The 19657-nt window shown below is 53.7% G+C and carries 16 protein-coding genes and 4 pseudogenes; 9 read left to right on the forward strand and 11 right to left on the reverse strand.

Features of this window, described 5'->3' with window-relative positions:
• Positions 1-10 precede the first annotated feature (10 nt).
• From artJ to ACLHV9_RS07845, 6 genes are all read right to left on the reverse strand, one after another.
• The gene (artJ, locus tag ACLHV9_RS07820; RefSeq protein WP_028019301.1) at positions 11-742 is read right to left on the reverse strand and encodes an arginine ABC transporter substrate-binding protein ArtJ; all 732 of its coding nucleotides are present in this window, start codon (positions 740-742) and stop codon (positions 11-13) included.
• Positions 743-915: 173 nt separating this feature from the next.
• Positions 916-1584 carry an arginine ABC transporter permease ArtM gene (gene artM, locus ACLHV9_RS07825; protein WP_028019300.1) on the reverse strand — a complete coding sequence of 223 codons (669 nt, stop codon included), beginning with the start codon at positions 1582-1584 and terminating at the stop codon, positions 916-918.
• Complete coding sequence (artQ, locus tag ACLHV9_RS07830; protein ID WP_028019299.1) at positions 1584-2300, reverse strand: arginine ABC transporter permease ArtQ; 717 nt, start codon at positions 2298-2300, stop codon at positions 1584-1586. Before artQ ends, artM begins: the two co-directional genes overlap by 1 nt.
• A gap of 6 nt (positions 2301-2306) precedes the next feature.
• Positions 2307-3038 carry an arginine ABC transporter substrate-binding protein ArtI gene (artI, locus tag ACLHV9_RS07835; protein ID WP_028019298.1) on the reverse strand — a complete coding sequence of 244 codons (732 nt, stop codon included), beginning with the start codon at positions 3036-3038 and terminating at the stop codon, positions 2307-2309.
• Positions 3039-3057: 19 nt separating this feature from the next.
• The gene (gene artP / locus ACLHV9_RS07840) at positions 3058-3786 is read right to left on the reverse strand and encodes an arginine ABC transporter ATP-binding protein ArtP (protein WP_028019297.1); all 729 of its coding nucleotides are present in this window, start codon (positions 3784-3786) and stop codon (positions 3058-3060) included.
• Between the two features lie 226 nt (positions 3787-4012).
• Positions 4013-4531 (reverse strand): lipoprotein, encoded by a 519-nt coding sequence (locus ACLHV9_RS07845; protein WP_028019296.1) that lies wholly within the window; start codon positions 4529-4531, stop codon positions 4013-4015.
• A gap of 97 nt (positions 4532-4628) precedes the next feature.
• On the opposite strand from ACLHV9_RS07845, the gene ACLHV9_RS07850 reads away from it, so the two are divergent.
• From ACLHV9_RS07850 to ACLHV9_RS07860, 3 genes are all read left to right on the forward strand, one after another.
• Positions 4629-4952 carry a heavy metal-binding domain-containing protein gene (locus ACLHV9_RS07850; protein WP_023310944.1) on the forward strand — a complete coding sequence of 108 codons (324 nt, stop codon included), beginning with the start codon at positions 4629-4631 and terminating at the stop codon, positions 4950-4952.
• Positions 4949-5779 carry an N-acetylmuramoyl-L-alanine amidase gene (locus ACLHV9_RS07855; RefSeq protein ID WP_028019295.1) on the forward strand — a complete coding sequence of 277 codons (831 nt, stop codon included), beginning with the start codon at positions 4949-4951 and terminating at the stop codon, positions 5777-5779. Before ACLHV9_RS07850 ends, ACLHV9_RS07855 begins: the two co-directional genes overlap by 4 nt.
• A 267-nt stretch (positions 5780-6046) precedes the next feature.
• On the forward strand, positions 6047-6670 hold the full coding sequence (locus ACLHV9_RS07860) for a helix-turn-helix domain-containing protein (protein WP_108090374.1): 624 nt from the start codon (positions 6047-6049) through the stop codon (positions 6668-6670).
• Here the strand turns inward: ACLHV9_RS07860 and ACLHV9_RS07865 are convergent, their stop codons facing one another.
• The gene (locus ACLHV9_RS07865; protein WP_108090373.1) at positions 6671-7300 is read right to left on the reverse strand and encodes a hypothetical protein; all 630 of its coding nucleotides are present in this window, start codon (positions 7298-7300) and stop codon (positions 6671-6673) included.
• Positions 7300-8847, reverse strand: coding sequence for an ExeA family protein (locus tag ACLHV9_RS07870; protein WP_108090372.1), 1548 nt, complete (start codon positions 8845-8847; stop codon positions 7300-7302). The genes ACLHV9_RS07865 and ACLHV9_RS07870 overlap by 1 nt, the downstream gene beginning before the upstream one ends.
• Before the next feature lie 298 nt (positions 8848-9145).
• On the opposite strand from ACLHV9_RS07870, the gene gspC reads away from it, so the two are divergent.
• The 5 genes and pseudogenes from gspC to ACLHV9_RS07895 form a co-directional block, all read left to right on the forward strand.
• Positions 9146-9877 carry a type II secretion system protein GspC gene (gene gspC / locus ACLHV9_RS07875; RefSeq protein ID WP_108090371.1) on the forward strand — a complete coding sequence of 244 codons (732 nt, stop codon included), beginning with the start codon at positions 9146-9148 and terminating at the stop codon, positions 9875-9877.
• 13 nt (positions 9878-9890) lie between these two features.
• Positions 9891-11780, forward strand: coding sequence for a type II secretion system secretin GspD (gene gspD, locus ACLHV9_RS07880; RefSeq protein ID WP_407220364.1), 1890 nt, complete (start codon positions 9891-9893; stop codon positions 11778-11780).
• A gap of 12 nt (positions 11781-11792) precedes the next feature.
• The gene (gene gspE / locus ACLHV9_RS07885) at positions 11793-13271 is read left to right on the forward strand and encodes a type II secretion system ATPase GspE (protein WP_407220365.1); all 1479 of its coding nucleotides are present in this window, start codon (positions 11793-11795) and stop codon (positions 13269-13271) included.
• Positions 13271-14395: pseudogene (gene gspF / locus ACLHV9_RS07890) on the forward strand (type II secretion system inner membrane protein GspF); the annotation flags it as partial. The gene gspE and the pseudogene gspF, both read left to right, overlap by 1 nt.
• A 56-nt stretch (positions 14396-14451) precedes the next feature.
• Positions 14452-14562 (forward strand): annotated as a pseudogene (locus ACLHV9_RS07895) (IS1 family transposase); the annotation flags it as partial.
• A 34-nt stretch (positions 14563-14596) separates the two neighbouring features.
• Here ACLHV9_RS07895 and ACLHV9_RS07900 read toward each other — a convergent pair.
• Both ACLHV9_RS07900 and ACLHV9_RS07905 read right to left on the reverse strand, forming a co-directional pair.
• Positions 14597-16250 (reverse strand): annotated as a pseudogene (locus ACLHV9_RS07900) (Tn3 family transposase); the annotation flags it as partial.
• A 54-nt stretch (positions 16251-16304) separates the two neighbouring features.
• Entirely contained in the window at positions 16305-17009 is a 705-nt protein-coding gene (locus ACLHV9_RS07905) for an IS6-like element IS26 family transposase (RefSeq protein WP_016162063.1), read from the reverse strand.
• A gap of 46 nt (positions 17010-17055) precedes the next feature.
• Between ACLHV9_RS07905 and ACLHV9_RS07910 the strand changes: the two are divergent.
• A pseudogene (locus tag ACLHV9_RS07910) lies at positions 17056-18516 on the forward strand (glycoside hydrolase family 19 protein); the annotation flags it as partial.
• Between the two features lie 90 nt (positions 18517-18606).
• On the opposite strand, the gene ACLHV9_RS07915 reads toward ACLHV9_RS07910, so the two are convergent.
• Positions 18607-19620 (reverse strand): NAD-dependent epimerase/dehydratase family protein, encoded by a 1014-nt coding sequence (locus tag ACLHV9_RS07915; protein WP_028019276.1) that lies wholly within the window; start codon positions 19618-19620, stop codon positions 18607-18609.
• Between the last annotated feature and the right edge of the window lie 37 nt (positions 19621-19657).

Genomic DNA, 19657 nt, shown 5'->3' on the forward strand with positions numbered 1-19657 from the left:
GCAACAATACTTACTGCGGGAACCACTGATCGCTGATTTTCTGATAGGTGCCGTCCGCTTTAATTGCTTTCAGGGCGCCGTTCAGTTTTTCCAGCAACGCTTTGTTATCCGGACGTACTGCAATGCCCAGACCGGTACCGAAGTACTGTGGATCGGTCACTTTCTCGGTTGCGGTACCCAGCTGCGGGTTAGTTTTCAGCCACTCGTTCACCACGGCAGTGTCACCAAACACGCCATCAATACGGCCATTTTTCAGGTCGATAATCGCGTTCTGGTAGCTGTCGTAGGCCACGGTTTTCACTTCAGGATGTTTGTCCTGCAGGTATTTCTGGTGCGTGGTGCCGTTTTCCATCCCAATGCGTTTGCCTTTCAGCTCGTCAAAGGATTTATAAGCACCTTTCTTCGCAATCACCACCGCCGAGTTGGCGTAGTACGGGTCGGTGAACGCGACCTGCTTGCTGCGTTCAGGCGTGATGTCCATCCCGGAGATCACCGCGTCGTATTTTTTGAACTTCAGCGACGGGATCAGGCTGTCAAAAGCATGGTTAGTAAAGGTGCAGTCGGCCTGCATTTGTTTGCACAGCGCTTTTGCCAGATCGATATCGAAACCGACGATCTGGTTGCTGGCATCCAGCGATTCAAACGGCGGATAGGTGGCGGACACGCCGAAATTGATTTTATCCGCAGCGGATGCGCCAGCGGCGAAGGTTGCGAGTAATGCGGCCAGAACTAACTTTTTCATTGTAATGCTCCCGTCTGTCTTATTTATGCGCCGTGTCTGCGGCCTGGATGTACAATGCCAGTTAATGAATTTGTATGCAATAAAAATGATTAAATATCATTTCTGTTGTAAAAAAAAGCGGATAACCCATCAGGTTACCCGCTCCATGAATACCGTTTTATGCATTCGCGTGGTTAATTTCTGCGCTCAAATGCCAGCGCTTTACGCTCAATCAGACGCATCATCAGCGTCAACAGACCGTTAACCACCAGATACACCACGCCTGCGGCACCAAATACCATCACGTCATAAGTGCGTCCGTACAACAACTGTCCATGACCCATCACTTCCATCAGGGTGATGGTGTAGGCCAGAGAGGTACTCTTGAACACCAGCACCACTTCGTTGGAGTAGGAGGAGAGCGCGCGCTTAAAGGCGTACGGCAGCAAAATCGCCAGCGTGTCTTTCTTGCTCATGCCCAGCGCCCCGCACGACTGCCATTGCCCTTCAGGAATAGCGCGGATAGCCCCGTAGAACAGTTGGGTGGTGTAGGCAGCACTGTTCAGCGAAAGAGCAATCAGGGCACACAGCCACGGCTCAGAGAGCAGGTGCCAGATAACCGGATAGTTCTGCAGCGACGGGAACTGGCCGGGCCCGTAGTAAATCAGGAAGATCTGCACCAGCAGCGGCGTACCGGTAAACAGGGTGATGTAGCCGCGCACAATCCACACCAGCACCGGCGTTTTCAGCGTCAGGATGATGGTGAAGATAAGGGCCAGGATCAGCGCCACGATGATGGACGCCACGGTCAGCGTCAGGCTGGTGTGCAGCCCTTTCATCAACTCGGGAAAATATTCAAGCATCAGCCTGGTCTCCGTTCAAAGCGCGTCGCACGCAGGTCAATACGCTTGAGGATGTACTGACTGAGCAACGTAATCACCAGGTAGATAGCTGCCGCCACAATGTACCAGGTAAACGGCTCCTGAGTACGGGTGGCGATGCTTTTGGTTTGCAACATCAAATCATTTACGCTTATCAGGCTCACCAGAGCGGTATCTTTCAGCAGCACCAGCCACTGGTTACCGAGCCCCGGAAGGGCATGACGCCACATTTGCGGCATCACCAGACGGAAGAAGATGGCTGACTTCGACAAGCCTAACGCCTGACCGGATTCCCATTGCCCCTGCGGTACCGCTTTCAGCGCACCGCGCAGCGTTTGCGACGCGTAGGCGGAGTAGAGCAGAGAGAGGGCAATGACGCCGCACAGGAACGGGCTAACGTCAAAATTCTCAATTTGCATCTGCACCGGGATCTGCGCAACGCCAAGATTAATGGTGAAGCCGTCCGACAGCATTAACAGCAGCTGTGAGGAACCGAAATAGATAAAGAGGACCACCAGGATTTCCGGTAGTCCACGCAGCACGGTGACCAACGCGGAGCCTGCCCAGGCGACGGGGAACCATTTTGCTGATTCCCACACCGCGAAGAACATCGCCAGCACAAGGCCGATAATCAGTGCGCAAACGGCAAGGCCGACGGTCATCCCGGCGGCGCTTGCTAAAGGAAAAATTTCATTCATCAGGAATTACTTCTGGAACCATTTTTTGTAGATGGTTTCGTAGGTGCCGTCTTTCTTCACTTTTTCCAGCGCAGCGTTAAATTTCTGCTGCAGCTCAGTGTTGCCCTGACGAACGGCAATCCCCAGACCGGTGCCGAAGTAATCCTTATCGGTCACTTTGTCGCCCACTGGTGCCAGCTTGTCGTTGGCTTTCAGCCACTCGGTCACGACAGCGGTATCACCGAAGACGCCGTCAATACGGCCATTCTGCAGATCCAGCTTCGCGTTCTGGTAGCTGTCATACGGAACAGTGGTGATTTCCGGATGTTTATCCATGATGAATTTCTGGTGCGTGGTGCCGTTCTGTACACCGACTTTCTTGCCTTTCAGCTGATCAACAGAGGTGAACTTCCCTTTCTGACCAATGAACAGGGCGGAGTTGTCGTAGTAAGGGGTGGTAAACAGCACCTGTTTTTCACGCTCAGGGGTGATGTCCATACCGGCCATGACGGCGTCGATACGGCGGAACTTCAGGCTTGGGATCAGGCTGTCGAACGCCTGGTTGCTGAAGGTACAGGTTGCGTCGATCTCTTTACACAGGGCGTTTGCCAGATCCACATCGAAGCCCACAATCTTGTTGCTGGCATCCATGGACTCAAACGGAGGGTAGGAGGCTTCCGTGGCGAAACGAATGGTCTGGGCTGCGGTAGCGGAAAGGGTAACGCCAGCAAGCAGCACGGCAAGTAATACTTTTTTCATTATATTTCCCCTGACACAATCAATGAGATAAATAGTTTTTGAAGGCATCGGTTTGCGGGTTAGAGAAACAGCTCGCATCACCTTGCTCAACGATATAACCGTTTTCCATGTACACCACGCGGCTGGCGGTTTTGCGCGCCACTTCCACTTCGTGGGTTACGATGACCTGAGTAATATTGGTTTCCGCCAGCTCACGAATGATGCTGACGATCTGGGCGGTGATTTCCGGGTCCAGCGCCGCCGTCGGCTCATCAAACAGCAGTACCGCAGGCTCCATCATCAGCGCACGAGCAATCGCCACACGCTGTTGTTGCCCACCAGAAAGGTGCAGCGGATAGCGGTCGCTGTATGGCTTAAGACGCAGACGCTCCAGCAGTTTTTCGGCACGCGCAATCGCCTGATCTTTGCTTAACCCCAGCACACGGCACGGGGCTTCAATCAGGTTTTGCAGCACGGTCAGATGCGGCCAGAGATTGTATTGCTGGAAGACCATGCCGACGTTTTGACGCAGCTCGCGAATCGCTTTATCTGACGGGGTCTTCGCGAAATCAAAATGGTTACCGGCGATTGCCAGCGTACCTGAACGTGGCATTTCAAGCAGATTAAGGACACGCAGAAGGGAGCTTTTACCTGCACCGCTTGGGCCAAGCAAAACCAGCGTTTCGCCTTCCGGGCAGTTCAGCGTGATGTCAAACAGCGCCTGGTGTGCGCCGTAGAAGCAGTTAATGCCGTTTAGTTTAATACTCATCGGGGCAGTCTTTACTCATCCAGGCAATCTATAGCAATTGAGGCCGCAGATAGTACCGTTGACAGAATAGTTATGCAATATTTCTGCGTTAAAAGTTAAATATAACCCGTATTTCCTCTTAAACATAGCACAAAATAGCGAACGGCAAGGTCGGCGAGTATAAATGTCGGCATTCCGAATGAAATGCCGCACATTTTTCGGGGGTTACAATTTTGTATCGGATGGTTTAACGGTTTTCAATCGACTGACGCAGCGTGCCTGCCGGGGCATGAACGCTGCCGCCGACGTAGCGTACGTCGTCCACCGCCCAGCATTGACCCTCACGGATCATCAGCACTTCATCCTGCCAGGTCTGAGTACCCTGAGTCAGCTTCACGCGCAGCGGAATGTTTCGCGCATCCGTGTTCGGAATAGTTGACGCGCTGGCCACTTCGGCGCTGTCAGGCAGCGTGGCGCGGCTGGAGAACGGATCGGATTTCAACAGCGCGTTGTGCTGCGGATCGCGGGTGGCGTCGTTCAGCAATTTTGCCAGCCCATCGCTCAGATACGGGCGCAGGCCGGTGAGATCGTTGCTGCGGTGCTGAATGCGATAATCATAGAACTGCTGCGCCACGGTGTCCGGGCCGCCATCAATACAGGGGCCGCTGCGGGTACCGATATCCTTAAAGGCTGGCGTGACCGTGGTGGTACAGGCGCTGAGCACCAGCGCGCAGGGCACGAAAAGTGTTAAAGCAGAATAGCGCATGTTGATTTCCTTATTTATTAACTATCCTTTCAATCATAGCGTAACGAACCGATAATGCTGTGCCTAAGGCATTGAACGCTAAAGAAGGAGATAAAATATGCAGTTTTCAACAACGCCAACCCTGGAAGGGCAGACCATTACCGAGTACTGCGGTGTGGTCACCGGTGAAGCGATTCTCGGTGCCAACATCTTCCGTGACTTTTTTGCCGGCATCCGCGATATCGTAGGTGGACGCTCTGGCGCATACGAAAAAGAGCTGCGCAAAGCGCGCGAGATCGCCTTTAAAGAGCTCGGCGAGCAGGCGGAAGCCCTCGGCGCGGATGCGGTCGTGGGGATTGATATCGACTACGAAACGGTCGGGAAAGATGCCAGCATGCTGATGGTGAGCGTAAGCGGTACGGCGGTGAAAACTCTTCGATGACGCGTTCGCTTACGGCGCTCCTGCTGGCGCTGTTGCTGGCAGGGTGCTCCGCTGAAAAAGGGATTATTGATAAAGGTGCCTACGAGCTGGATACCCGGCATCAGGCGCAGGCGGCTTACCCGCGCATCAAGGTGCTGGTGATCCACTACACCGCGGATGATTTTGACAGCTCGCTCGCCACGCTAACGGATAAAAACGTCAGCTCTCACTATTTGATCCCTGCAAAGCCACCGGCACCGGAAGGAAAACCGCGCATCTGGCAACTGGTGCCCGAGAGCGAGCTGGCCTGGCATGCAGGCATTAGCTTCTGGCGGGGTACTAACCGTATCAATGATACATCTGTCGGCATTGAGCTGGAAAACCGTGGCTGGCAAAAGAGGTCTGGCGTTAAGCACTTTACTCCTTTTGAACCTGCGCAGATCGCGGCGCTGGTGCCGCTCGCCAAAGACATTATTGCCCGCTACAACATCAGACCTGAAAATGTCGTGGCCCATTCGGATATCGCGCCGCAGCGTAAAGATGACCCCGGTCCGTTGTTTCCGTGGCGGCAACTGGCTCAGCAAGGCATCGGCGCATGGCCCGATCCCGCACGTGTTGCGTTCTATATGAACGGGCGTCCGCGCTATCAACAGGTGGATACTCCCGCGTTACTCGATCTCCTTGCGCGTTATGGCTATGAAGTACCGGCAGACAGTACGCCGGCGCAGCAAAAACGCATCATCATGGTCTTCCAGATGCATTTCCGACCCGATCTGTGGAACGGAGTCGCGGATATCGAAACGATGGCCATTGCAGAAGCACTTTTAGAGAAATACGGGCAGGGGTAATCCTTCGGATTGCCCCCGAATGCGCCTGTTTATGCTGAATTGCTTGAGATTAATCTTAAGTACAAACTTAATTCATTTTTAGTTAATTGACTTAAAATTATCCGGATTTAAGATAGACACATAGCTTGCTAAGTAATGCAGCAAATAAATATAACGTACTCGCCCTTTATTTTCTCCTTGAGAATATCATCAGGAAAATATTAAAAGGTTAAGGTTTTATACCTTAGTCTTACTTTTTAAATTTCACATCTTAAATCGGGTATAATAATGTTAAGCATCTATGCGAAAAAATTACGTCCGCAGCATGAAATGGACACCATTATTTCTGCTACATCAGGTTTTGAAGAAAGAACCTTAAAGAAATGGCAAAAAATATCGACCTCTGATTCACAGTATATTCATATTATCGTCAGCGGCGAAGTTGAGTTCCGCCGTGAATCCGACGAACTGTGTATGTTCACTGTGACGGGCCAGTGCATTTTTGGTCTCTCTGCCATGTACTACAACGCAACGCACATGTATGGCCTCGTTCGTGCCAATACCGTGGTGCGCTCAATTAAAAAAGAGGTTTTCGCCCAGCTAATGACTGAAAACAACTTATGGCCGGAACTGACTAAAGTCCTCTCCTGGTACATTTGTATGCTGAGCAAACGAGACGATGTGTTGGTTGCCCGCAGTGCCTATTCAGTCGTACGCGAATTCCTGTACGAAATTAATGAACTGATTATTCATCATCAACGTGATATTAATGTCTATGATTATATTCAGGAGTACACCAATCTGGCGCGTAGTACCATCATTAAAATTCTCTCCGACCTGAAAAAAGGTCAGTATATTGTCGTGGAAAAGGGGCGTCTCCTTAATATTGCAACATTGCCCGAGAAATATTAATTATTCCAGCCGTTCGCCTTTCTGACTCAAAGGCGATCGGGTATCTGCTTTATGTAATACACCAGACTGTGAATTCTCCTGCGTTTCGTCAACTGGCGGCGCGGGAATTTTTCCGTGCGAGTAATCCTGTTCTTGTTCTTTTAACGCCTGCTTAAACAACTCGGTTAACGATGAATTATTTGTGTCTGTGCTGGCGGGCGAAACATCGTGAGCTTCAGTTCCGGGTAACGTATCCCGCGACGTATCGTGCGGTTCCGTACCCTGAGGAGCCTGCTGCCAGTCGGCATCATCGCTGTTAATGGGAAGATCCTGCATGGCAGGAATATCATGGTGTACTGGCGCAGGTTTCGGCTCCGGATGCGGGAACGGCTTACTCACATACACATAGTGCATATCTGAAATCTGCGTCTCGGGTTTTACGACGCTGACTTTTTTTGCCAGTTCCGGTGCGGGATGACGCAGGTTCCAGTAGGTATGCGTGTACAGTCCCGCCATCAGCATGGCACACAGACTCACCATCCATACGACGGTGTTGGTGAATATTGTTCTCAGGTGGGGGAAACGATACGAAAACCACACCGCCTCCCCGGTTGTGTAGCTGCGCTGAGCCGCAAGACAGATGGTAGACATCAGGAACGCCCCTCCTGCGTTTGAGTGGTCTGAATCAATACGCTCGGCGTGGTATTGGTTACGCGCATTAACTGCATCAACGTCTCTTCCCCGGGAATACCATCCACATGCAGATGCATTTTTTGCTGGAACTCGCGGGTGCGTTTCATCATTTCCGCCGTCCAGGTTTGAGAGTGGGTTTCCGGTTGGGCAAGGGCCTGGCTCAACTGCTGGTCAAGCCAGGTCATATCTTTACTGTCGCTGGCGGCGCCGATCGCGTCTTTACCTTCCGGTGTCAGGCTGTGCAGTTGGGTGTAGTTTCCGGTCGCGTGTTGCTTAAACCAGTTGCGGCTCACCTGCCAGGTGCGGTTGTTCATCAGCAGGTCGATTGAGGTCTCTCCGACGCGGGCGACCACGGCATAATTGAGGTGGTTACCCGTTTTCAGTTCACTGATCCACGGATAGCCCTCCTGTGCCAGCGCCTCCAGTGAGGCATTTCCCTGTTTACACATCAGGTTCACCTTCGCGGCGTTTTGACACAGAGCATCGTCCGCCGAGGCGTCATAACCCCACATCAGGTAGAGCTGATGCATGGCATCTGACGGGGTGATCATTTCGTTATCGATAACCGGCACGACAGGCGTCTGAACTTTTGGTGTCTGATGCTGCCAGCTCACCGGAACCGGCAGTTGAACCGGAAGGCGTGCCGTCATCGCTGAGCTGAAATACCAGCCGCAGGCAGCGAACAGCACAGACGCGAATAATCCCACGGTAGCCAGGTACTTACCGCATTTTTTCCCTGGCAGGACTTCTCCCGCGGCCAGGCGTAAATGACGTGGGCTGACCTGGCTTGCACGCTCGGTCCAGGCGGCAAGCATCGCGAGGTGCGCCAGTTCATTCAGCTTGCTGATATTCCCTTTGGTCAGGGCATGCATTTTACGCACGCGGGCCGGGGTTAACGGTGAGTTCTCGCATCCCTGTTCGTCACACTGCGCCTGCACGTAGTTGAGATATTCCCGGCAGGTGAGGGAGCGCAACGTGTGATGGGTGTGCGTATATTCCCGCAACACAGATTGCTGCATCAGGACAGCTTCCTGAGCTGCTGCGCCCATCAGCACGATGGAAAGAGCAAACTCCAGCTCCTGGGCGCGCGTGAGCAACAGAGCCAGCACCTCCCGGCAGGTGTCTTTCATGGCTTCGGTGTGGGTGAGCACCAGCACTTTCGACCTGGTTTTACCGCCTTGCCACTGGTGCAACACCGCATCCACCGCCTGAACCCTGTTCTTGTTCTCTTTCGTTCCCGGGTTGAGCTTATACAGCAGGCTACTGGCACTCAGTTTTGGGAACGCGTTGATGGCAAGAACATTAGGGTTAGCAGATTTCAGGGCATCGCTGAACTGGCCCAGCAGCGGGAGATCGTCAGAAAAGAGCCCCGTAATTCCCGCCAGCTGGGTTTTCTCTTTCAGCAGGTTGAAAACGTCCTGATGATAAGGCACCAGAAAATCCCCGGATAAACGAGTGATCTTCCGAAAGGGCGGATTTTTAAAATTAAAGTGGCTCTGATACATAACGACTTACCGTCTCTGATTGAATAGCAACAGGACGAGAAAGTAAAGCAACGCCACCGAGGGGGCAATTTATACACAGGGTAAAAATATCCTGCTGTCGATACCTAACATCTGAAATTTATACGGTCAATATGTTTTTTCATGAAAGTTAGCGGCAAAGCCAGTGGTCGTATTTATCGCGAGGTATTACGCTTTCCACACATATTAGTGCAGCGTGATGCTGCTTATTTTCGCTTTGCTAAAGGCCAGATGAAAAATGAGGTTCTCATATCTGTCTCGGTGGATAACGCCTTGCATTATGTTTGTGCTGTTAATTTTTTGCGGCCAGCAAGGGTATCGGACGTTTAAAGATTATAAAAAAGTGACGAATAAGTTGGTTAATTCTGATGTGCAGCCAGCGAAAAATCCTCGTGAAGAAAAGACATTCACACTTTTCGCCGCTGCTGTACGTCAGGATAACTTACCTGCGGCAGTCAAAGCCCCTCTGGCTGCGGAAATTGAAGGCATCGTACGCAGTGATGATACCTGGCTTTCCTTCGCCGTCATCAAAACACCCGGTGGTCAAAAGAGTTACCGCGAAGGTGAGCCACTGGCCGGATTTAACGATGCCTATATTCAGGAAATTAACAAAGATAATGTGGTGGTTAATTACGAAGGTGCTACGCAGGTACTGGTTTTAAATAAACCTGATTATTTTAAGGGCGGCGTTGACAACGGCCCGGTAACCCAATCGACGAAAGATGCAGGTGCGGACAATGTGCATCTGGATGATTATCTGGTGTTAAAACCAATAATCGAAAAGGGGCAGCTGGAAGGCTATAACATTAATCCAAAGGATGCTTCCACCTTCTACAGCCATTCAGGGTTGAAAAAAGGGGATGTGGCAGTAGAAGTGAACTCAGTCGATATGACCGATCAAGCAAAGGCAAAAAGTATTATTGCCAGTTGGTCGAAAATGAAAGAAGCGGAGGTCGTCGTCAGACGTCACGCTCACCTTGAAAATATTCGGGTTAATGTTCTAAACAATTAACAAGTGTACAGACATGAAGAAATTTCCCTGGGCGTGCGTGGCGCTGACCGCATTGTCGTTATATTCGAGTTCGCTGCTTGCAGCCAACTTTAGCGCGAGCTTTAAAAATACCGATATCCGCGAGTTTATTGATACGGTTGGCCGCAATCTTAATAAAACCATTCTCGTCGACCCGTCCGTTCAGGGCACGGTGTCGGTCAGAACCTACAACGTGCTGACGGAAGATGAGTATTACCAGTTCTTTCTGAGCGTGCTGGATTTGTACGGGCTGTCGGTGATCCCGATGGACAACGGTATGGTCAAAGTGGTGCGCTCAAGCGTAGCCCGCACCGCCGGCGCACCGCTGGCAGACAGCAAAAATCCGGGCAAGGGTGATGAGATCATCACTCGCGTCGTGCGCATGGAAAATGTGCCAGTACGTGAACTGGCTCCGCTGCTGCGTCAGCTCAACGATGCCACCGGCATCGGGAACGTGGTCCATTTCGAGCCCTCCAACGTGCTGCTGTTAACCGGTAAAGCCTCAGTGGTGAACCGTCTGGTGGATCTGGTTCAGCGCGTGGATAAAGACGGGGTTCAGCGTCGTGAGATTGTGCCGCTGCGCTTTGCGTCCGCGAAGGAGCTCTCAGACATGTTGAACAACCTCAACAACGAAGAGCAGAAAGGGCAAAACGCGCCGCAACTGGCTACCAAAGTGGTGGCGGATGACGAAACGAATAGTCTGGTGATCAGCGGTTCTGAAGATGCGCGGATGCGTACCCGTTCCCTCATTTATCAACTGGATCGCGAGCAGAACAACGAGGGCAACACCCGAGTCTTCTATCTCAAGTATGCCAGTGCCACGAAAGTGGTTCCGGTGCTTACCGGTATTGGCGAACAGCTGAAAGATAAAGCGGGCACGCCTAAGGCGAAAACCGCTACTGCGACAAGCGATCTGAATATTACCGCTGATGAAGCAACCAACTCGCTGGTGATCACCGCGCAGCCTAACGTGATGAACTCTCTGGAGAAGGTGATCGACAAGCTCGACATCCGCCGTCCGCAGGTACTGGTAGAAGCGATCATTGCTGAGGTGCAGGACGGTAACGGACTGGACCTCGGCGTGCAGTGGACCAGTAAACACGGTGGTGTGCAGTTCGGCTCTACCGGGCTGCCCATCAGCCAGGTGAAAAATGGCGTGATGAAAGGGGCGAGTTTCACCGGCCTGGCGACAGGATTCTTTAACGGTGATTTCGGGGCCCTGATGACCGCCCTCTCAACCGATGGCAAAAATGACATTCTTTCGACCCCAAGCGTGGTCACGCTGGATAACAAAGAAGCGTCGTTCAACGTGGGTCAGGATGTGCCGGTGCTTTCCGGTTCGCAGACCACCAGTGGTGACAACGTCTTTAACTCTGTTGAGCGTAAGACGGTCGGTACCAAGCTGAAGATTGTGCCGCAAATCAACGACGGGGACATGATCCATCTGAAGATCGAGCAGGAAGTGTCCAGCGTCGACAACAGTGCAACGGAAGACGCCAGCCTCGGCCCAACCTTCAACACCCGTACCATCAACAACGAAGTGATGGTGCACAGTGGGCAGACGGTGGTGCTTGGCGGACTGATGGAAAACGTCACCAAACAGTCGGTTTCCAAAGTGCCGCTGCTCGGCGATATCCCGCTGGTCGGTCAGCTGTTCCGTTACACCTCGCAGGATACGTCCAAACGCAACCTGATGGTATTCATCCATACCACCGTCCTGCGTGACGACGATAACTACAGTGCGGCGTCGAAAGAGAAATATGACCAAATCCGCGCTCGCCAGCAGCAGCGCGTGGAAGAGAAAAAGCTCGGTATCGTTGAGCCAACCGATAATGCGGTGTTGCCTGCATTGCCCTCTGCCTCCCGCAACCCGTTTAAAGAGTAAGGGAGGCATAACGTGGACGAGCTGGGTAAAACTCTGTGTAGCAGCAGCTACGCGAAAGATAATGGCGTTTTATTTTACAACAATGATGTCTATATCCGTGATGACACCCCGGCTTTTGCTCTGCTGGAGGTACACCGGGTGCTGGGGCGCGCGTTCGTTCCGGTAACCCTGACGTCTGACGCCTTCGATGAGATGCTGGCTAAAATCTGGCAGCAGAGCAGCGGCGTGTCTCAGCAACTGGTGGACGATATGGATGCGGATATCGATCTGATGGCGTTAACCGAGGAGATCCCGGATAACGAAGATCTGCTCGATAACGACGAAAACTCCCCGGTGATCCGCCTGATCAACGCCATTCTCGGCGAGGCGGTCAAGGACGGTGCGTCAGATATTCATATCGAAACTTTTGAGCGCACGCTGAGTATTCGCTTCCGCGTCGACGGCGTACTACGCCCGGTGTTGCAACCCGTGCGTAAACTCGCGCCGCTGCTGGTGTCGCGTATTAAAGTCATGTCAAAACTCGACATCGCCGAGAAGCGCCTGCCGCAGGATGGCCGTATCTCCCTGCGCATTGGTCGTAAGGCGATTGACGTGCGTGTGTCGACCATTCCATCTCAGTATGGCGAGCGCGTGGTGATGCGTCTGCTCGATAAAAGCAATCTCAAGCCCGACATCAACAAGCTGGGGCTGATTGATGAAGAGCTGGAGAAGTTAAAAGGGCTGATTGACCGTCCGCACGGCATTATCCTGGTCACCGGGCCAACGGGTTCCGGTAAAAGTACCACCCTGTACGCCATTCTGTCGGCGCTGAACGGCCATGAACGCAATATTCTGACCGTTGAAGATCCGATTGAATACGAGCTGGAAGGGGTGGGGCAGACGCAGGTTAACCCGCGCGTGGACATGACCTTTGCCCGCGGACTGCGCGCAATTCTGCGTCAGGACCCGGACGTGGTGATGATTGGGGAAATTCGTGATGGTGAGACCGCGCAAATTGCGGTGCAGGCGTCGCTGACCGGTCACCTGGTCATGTCTACGCTGCACACCAACAGTGCCGCAGGGGCGTTTACCCGTCTGCGGGATATGGGGCTGGAGTCCTTTTTAATCGGTTCATCGTTACTCGGTGTCATTGCCCAGCGTTTGGTGCGTCGGTTGTGTTCTCACTGCCGAACCACCAGTCCGCTGGATGACAATGAAAAGGCGCTGTTCAGCTTTATGGCGACGCCACCCAAAACGATTTATCGCGCGGTAGGGTGCGAGCACTGCCGCCAGAGCGGCTATCAGGGCCGGGCCGGTATTCATGAATTCCTGGTGGTGGACAGCACTATGCGCCGCGCGATTCATGAAGATAAAGATGAAATGTCCATCGAGACACAGCTCTTTAAGCAGGCCTACAGCCTGCGTGAAAACGGGCTGTTGAAAGTGATCGGCGGCGTAACGTCTCTTGAAGAGGTGATGCGGGTGACCGCCGAGCGTGGAGGGGATGCGTAATGGCCTTCTACGCCTGGACGGCAACGGATGTCGCGGGCAAAACCGTGCGTGGCGCGTTGCAGGCCGAAGGGCAGAAGCAGGTTCGCCAGATGTTGCGCGAGCAAAAGCTGATGCCCGTCAGCATTACCGAGACCCGTGAAGCAGCGTCAGCCGGAAAAACGAAAACGGGGACAAAGCTCTCCACCCCGGTGCTGTCGATGTTTACCCGCCAGCTCTCCACGCTGGTCAACGCCGCGCTGCCGCTGGAGAGCGCGCTGAAAGCAATCTCGAAGCAGACGGAAGACAAAAAGCTGGCGGCGATGGTGGTGGAGATCCGCGAGAAGGTGGTGGAAGGGCATACGCTCTTTGACGCCTTCAGCCAGTTTCCGCGCACCTTCGACAAACTCTACTGCACGCTGGTGATGGCTGGTGAAAAGACCGGCCACCTGGGCGATGTGCTGGAGAAACTGGCCGAGTACAACGAGCAGCGCCAGAAGATGAAAAGCAAGCTGACGCAGGCGATGGTCTACCCCATCACCCTGACGGTGGTGGCCATCGCGGTCATCAGCATTCTGCTGGTGGCGGTGGTGCCGCAGGTGATTGAACAGTTCACCCACATGAAGCAGCAACTGCCGATCACCACCCGGACGCTGATTGCGGTGAGTGATTTCCTGCAGGCCTACGGCATCTACATTGTCGGCGTGCTGGGCGGTGGATTCGTCAGCTTTAAGGCCTGGCTCAGACATACCAAAAACCGTTTCAAATGGAACCACTGGCTGGTCAACGGATCGCCAGTTAAAAAGCTGGTGTGCGCCATTAACAGCGCCCGTTATATCCGTACCTTAAGTATTCTTCAGGCCAGCAGCGTGCCGTTACTGGAAGGGATGTATATCGCGATGGACGGCATTGAAAACCTCTATGCCCGGCAGGTGCTGGAGCAGGCAGCAGATACCGTGCGCCAGGGGGCGTCGCTGTATGCCGCGCTGGAACAGGCGAAATTATTCCCGCCGACCATGCTGTATATGATTGCCTCCGGCGAAGAGAGCGGCGAATTGGGCAATTTAATGGATCGCGCGGCGGAAAACCAGGAATCAGCATTACAGCATCGAATTACGTTAACGCTGTCGGTATTTGAACCGGCACTGGGGTGATGCTGCCAACTTACTGATTTAGTGTATGATGGTGTTTTTGAGGTGCTCCAGTGGCTTCTGTTTCTATCAGCTGTCCCTCCTGTTCAGCTACTGACGGGGTGGTGCGTAACGGCAAAAGCACTGCCGGACATCAGCGCTATCTCTGCTCTCACTGCCGTAAAAGGGGTTTGAGAGCCAATGGAACGAAAACGTACGCTAAGAAGTTAATTCATTGTTTAAATTGAAATTTAGTTCTCTCAGTTCCCCCTTCAAAATATCCTCCGGTAGCGTAAACGTATAATGCCCCAGCATATTGATATGCCCGTGCATCAGTGGGGACAACCGGGCGATATCTTCAACCCCGGTTTCTTCTCCATTACTGCGTATCCAGCTCAGGGCTTCCTGCATATAAAGTGTGTTCCACAGTACCACTGCGTTAGTGACCAGGCCCAGTGCCCCCAGCTGATCTTCCTGACCTTCACGATAGCGCTTTCTGATCTCACCGCGCTGCCCGTAGCAGATCGCCCTCGCCACAGCATGGCGGCCTTCCCCCCGGTTTAGCTGCGTCAGGATCCGCCGACGATAATCCTCATCATCAATATAATTAAGAAGGTACAGCGTCTTGTTGACGCGCCCCACTTCCATGATCGCCTGTGCCAGCCCTGATGGGCGCGAGCTTTTCAGCAAAGAGCGAATGAGTTCTGAAGCATGAATGGTGCCCAGTTTCAGCGAACCGGCGGTTCGCATCATCTCATCCCACTGATCCTCGGCTTTCGACAGATCGGCACAACCACGTGCCAGTTCGTCCAGTGCACCGTAATTTGCCGATTTATCCACTCGCCAGAATACCGCTTCACCGGCATCGGCAAGCCGGGGAAAACTGGTATCCCAGCAGCCAGAAGAGGCCAAAAATAATGTCGCTGGTACCGGCTGTGTCTGTCATGATCTCAACCGGATTCAGCCCTGTCTGCTGCTCCAGAAGGCCTTCCAGCACAAAAATGGAATCTCGTAATGTGCCGGGGACAACGATGCCGTGGAATCCAGAGTACTGATCAGAGACGAAGTTGTACCAGGTGATGCCACGTCCGGAACCAAAATATTTTCTGTTAGGTCCTGAATTGACGGTTTTCACCGGCGTGACAAAGCGCATGCCGTCAGCTGAAGCCACTTCGCCACCACCCCAGCGGCCAGCAAGCTCCAGTGTGGACTGAAAATCAACCAGGCGGGCATTGGCGCTGACCAGCGTTTCTGCCCGGAGGTAATTCTGTTTTACCCAGCTAAGCCGGTGGCGCGTCAGCGCCGGTATATTGTGCTTTATCAGCGGTTCCAGCCCGATATTGCAGGCCTCTGCCATCAGGACCGCGCACAGGCTGATGTGCAGATCCTGTGCCCGGGCCCCGGATTCACTGACATGCGTAAACTCACGTGTAAATCCCGTTCTGGCATCTATTTCAAGCAACAGTTCCGTCAAATCTACTGGCGGGAGTAGCAGCCTTACCCGACTGTTGAGACGATGCAACGATGTTGGCTCCTCCAGTTTCTCCAGGCTGCTGATAGTCAGGGAAGGATGTTTACCGTCATGGCAAATATGAACCTCCGCATTTCCTTCAAAGCGGGATGCGACGGTTTTCCAGGTTTCATCTAGCTGGACCGCCAGCTGTTGCACGCCTTTATGTCCATCAGTGGGATGTCCCAGCGCCCGGCAAACGGGGACCCGCTGAGCCTGCCATTCTTCCCCCTGCAACAGCTTCTCGCGGGGATTTCCCCAGCGATCGCTGTTTTCGAGCCAGATGTCCCTTCGACGTAGTGCATCCTGAAGGCGCTCCAGCAGACAAAGCGAGTAACCGGCACGCTGTATCCGGCCCTCCGCATGGCACTGTTGCAAAGTTAGCGATGAGGCAGCCTTTTGTCTTATTCAAAGGCCTTACATTTCAAAAACTCTGCTTACCAGGCGCATTTCGCCCAGGGGATCACCATAATAAAATGCTGAGGCCTGGCCTTTGCGTAGTGCACGCATCACCTCAATACCTTTGATGGTGGCGTAAGCCGTCTTCATGGATTTAAATCCCAGCGTGGCGCCGATTATCCGTTTCAGTTTGCCATGATCGCATTCAATCACGTTGTTCCGGTACTTAATCTGTCGGTGTTCAACGTCAGACGGGCACCGGCCTTCGCGTTTGAGCAGAGCAAGCGCGGGACCATAGGCGGGCGCTTTATCCGTGTTGATGAATCGCGGGATCTGCCACTTCTTCACGTTGTTGAGGATTTTACCCAGAAACCGGTATGCAGCTTTGCTGTTACGACGGGAGGAGAGATAAAAATCGACAGTGCGGCCCCGGCTGTCGACGGCCCGGTACAGATACGCCCAGCGGCCATTGACCTTCACGTAGGTTTCATCCATGTGCCACGGGCAAAGATCGGAAGGGTTACGCCAGTACCAGCGCAGCCGTTTTTCCATTTCAGGCGCATAACGCTGAACCCAGCGGTAAATCGTGGAGTGATCGACATTCACTCCGCGTTCAGCCAGCATCTCCTGCAGCTCACGGTAACTGATGCCGTATTTGCAGTACCAGCGTACGGCCCACAGAATGATGTCACGCTGAAAATGCCGGCCTTTGAATGGGTTCATGTGCAGCTCCATCAGCAAAAGGGGATGATAAGTTTATCACCACCGACTATTTGCAACAGTGCCGGATGGTCGTGACAGCGACGCCATCTGCCGCAAAGAGCTGGCAACCATGTTTGCTCACTTCGCTCAGGAGACTGGCGGCCATGAAAGCTGGCGTCCGGAAGCCGAATGGCGTCAGGCGCTGGTTCACGTACGTGAAATGGGCTGGAGCGAAGGGCAGAAGGGGGGCTATAACGGCGAATGTAACCCGGACGTCTGGCAGGGTCAGACCTGGCCGTGCGGTAAAGATAAAGACGGCGATTTCCTGAGCTACTTCGGTCGCGGCGCGAAACAGTTGTCTTACAACTACAACTATGGCCCGTTCTCTGAAGCGATGTACGGTGACGTGCGTACGCTGCTCGATAAACCCGAGCTGGTGGCGGATACCTGGCTGAACCTGGCGAGTGCGATCTTCTTCTTCGCCTATCCGCAGCCACCAAAACCCAGCATGCTGCAGGTTATTGACGGCACATGGCAGCCGAACGATCACGATAAAGCCAACGGTCTGGTACCGGGCTTCGGCGTGACCACCCAGATCATCAACGGCGGCGTAGAATGCGGCGGCCCGACTGAAATTGCCCAGTCGCAAAACCGTATCAAGTACTACAAAGAGTTCGCGAACTACCTGAAGGTTCCGGTTCCTGCGAATGAAGTGCTGGGCTGCGCCAACATGAAGCAGTTCGATGAAGGTGGTGCAGGCGCGCTGAAGATTTACTGGGAGCAGGACTGGGGATGGAGCGCGGATACACCAAGCGGTCAGACGTACTCTTGCCAGCTGGTGGGCTACCAGACGCCATATAGCGCGTTCAAAGAGGGCGACTACAGCAAATGCGTACAGCACTTCTTTAACGTGAATATCGTTAACGATGACGGCTCAACAACCACGCCGGATGAAACCCCGGTAGCACCAGCGCCATCGGAAGAGGAAACCCCGGCTCCGGCGCCCGTTCCGGATGAAACGCCTGCAGAACCGACGGCTGTCAATCACGCACCGGTCGCGCATATTGCCGGCCCAATCGGTGCGGTTGACGCAGGTGCACAGGTTTCTCTGAGCGCCGAAGGTTCGACAGATGCTGATGGTAACAAACTGACTTATACCTGGCGCTCTCAGGATGGTCAGACTGTGACGGGTCAGGATAAAGCGGTTGTGACCTTCAGAGCCCCAGAAGCGGCGACGGCGCAGCAGGTTGAAATTAGCCTCACGGTTAGCGACGGTGAACTGAGCAGCACAACCTCTTATCTGCTGAACGTGAAGGCGAAAGCGATTCCGTCTCAGGACGAAGGGACATCCGGCTCTTACGCCGCGTGGAGTGCGAACAGTAAGTACAAAGCAGGTGATATCGTGAACAACCACGGTAAACTCTTCCAGTGCAAACCGTTCCCGTACAGCGGCTGGTGTAACACGGCTCCGGCGTACTATGAACCCGGCGCAGGTCTGGCATGGTCTGACGCCTGGACGGCGCTGTAAAAGCAAACGGCAACCGAAAGGTTGCCGTTTTCGTGTTTGCACTGTGCTGTTGTAGGCCCGGTAAGGCGAAGCCGCCACCGGGCAAAAAGGCTAGCGATGAAGCTTCCCGTGGTCCCGCAACCACGCCGCCGTGCGCACAATCCCTTCATCCAGCGTCACGATCGGTTTATACCCCAGCTCGTTCTCTGCGCGGGTAATATCCAGCGTGAAATCAAAGTTGAGCTTGGATACCCCATAGTGCGTCAGCGCGGGTTCTTTGGCCGATTTACTGCCAAAACGCTCCATGCTGCGGGCGATCATGTCCAGCATCGGGTAGGGCACGGAACGGATACGGCAGTTGATCTGCAGTTCATCAATCAGCCGTTGCACAATGCTGCGTAACGAACACGGCTCGCCGTTGGTGATGTTGTAGGCACGGCCGGAAATCAGCTTATCGCAGTCCGGCTGACTAGCCAGCCACATGGCGTGAACCGCATTTTCATAGTAGGTCATATCCACCAGCGCATCGCCGCCGCGCGGCAACAGCACGCTGCCGTAGTGATGCATCATCTGCGCCAGACGCGGAATAAACACCTTGTCGTGCGGCCCGAACAGGCTCTGCGGACGCAGTACCGTAAAACGGGTATGCGGGTTTGACTGCGCCAGCAGGTCAATTACCTCTTCGCTGGCCGCCTTGCTGCGGGCAAACTCACAGGCAAAACGTGCGGGGCGGAAATCTTCCTGCACGTCACGATGGTGGTGATAATCGAAATAGAGCGATGGGGAGGAGATATGGATAAAGTTACGCACGCCCCAGGCAACGGCCCATTCGCCCAGACGGCGGGTTGCCCGCACGTTAGCGAGGTCAAAGGCTTCCTGGGTTCCCCACGGAGAGGTGAAACTGGAGCAGTGCCACAGCGTGTCGATACCGGCGAGCATCACTTTCGCCTGAGAGGAGACCAGCTCCGTCAGGTCAGCATGGACAAACTCTGCGCCCATTTTTTGCAGCAGTTTTCCCATCGCTTCGTTGCGACCGGTAGCCCTGACGCTGATGCCTTTGTTGCGCAGAAATTCGACCGCATTTCGGCCTAAGCCGCTGGTCGCCCCGGTAACCAGTACCTTCATATCAATCCACTGTGTTGAAAAAGAATTTCGTGCGCAT

Source organism: Enterobacter sp. CPE_E890, assembly GCF_046521475.1.
Taxonomy (GTDB): Bacteria; Pseudomonadota; Gammaproteobacteria; order Enterobacterales; family Enterobacteriaceae; genus Enterobacter; species Enterobacter adelaidei.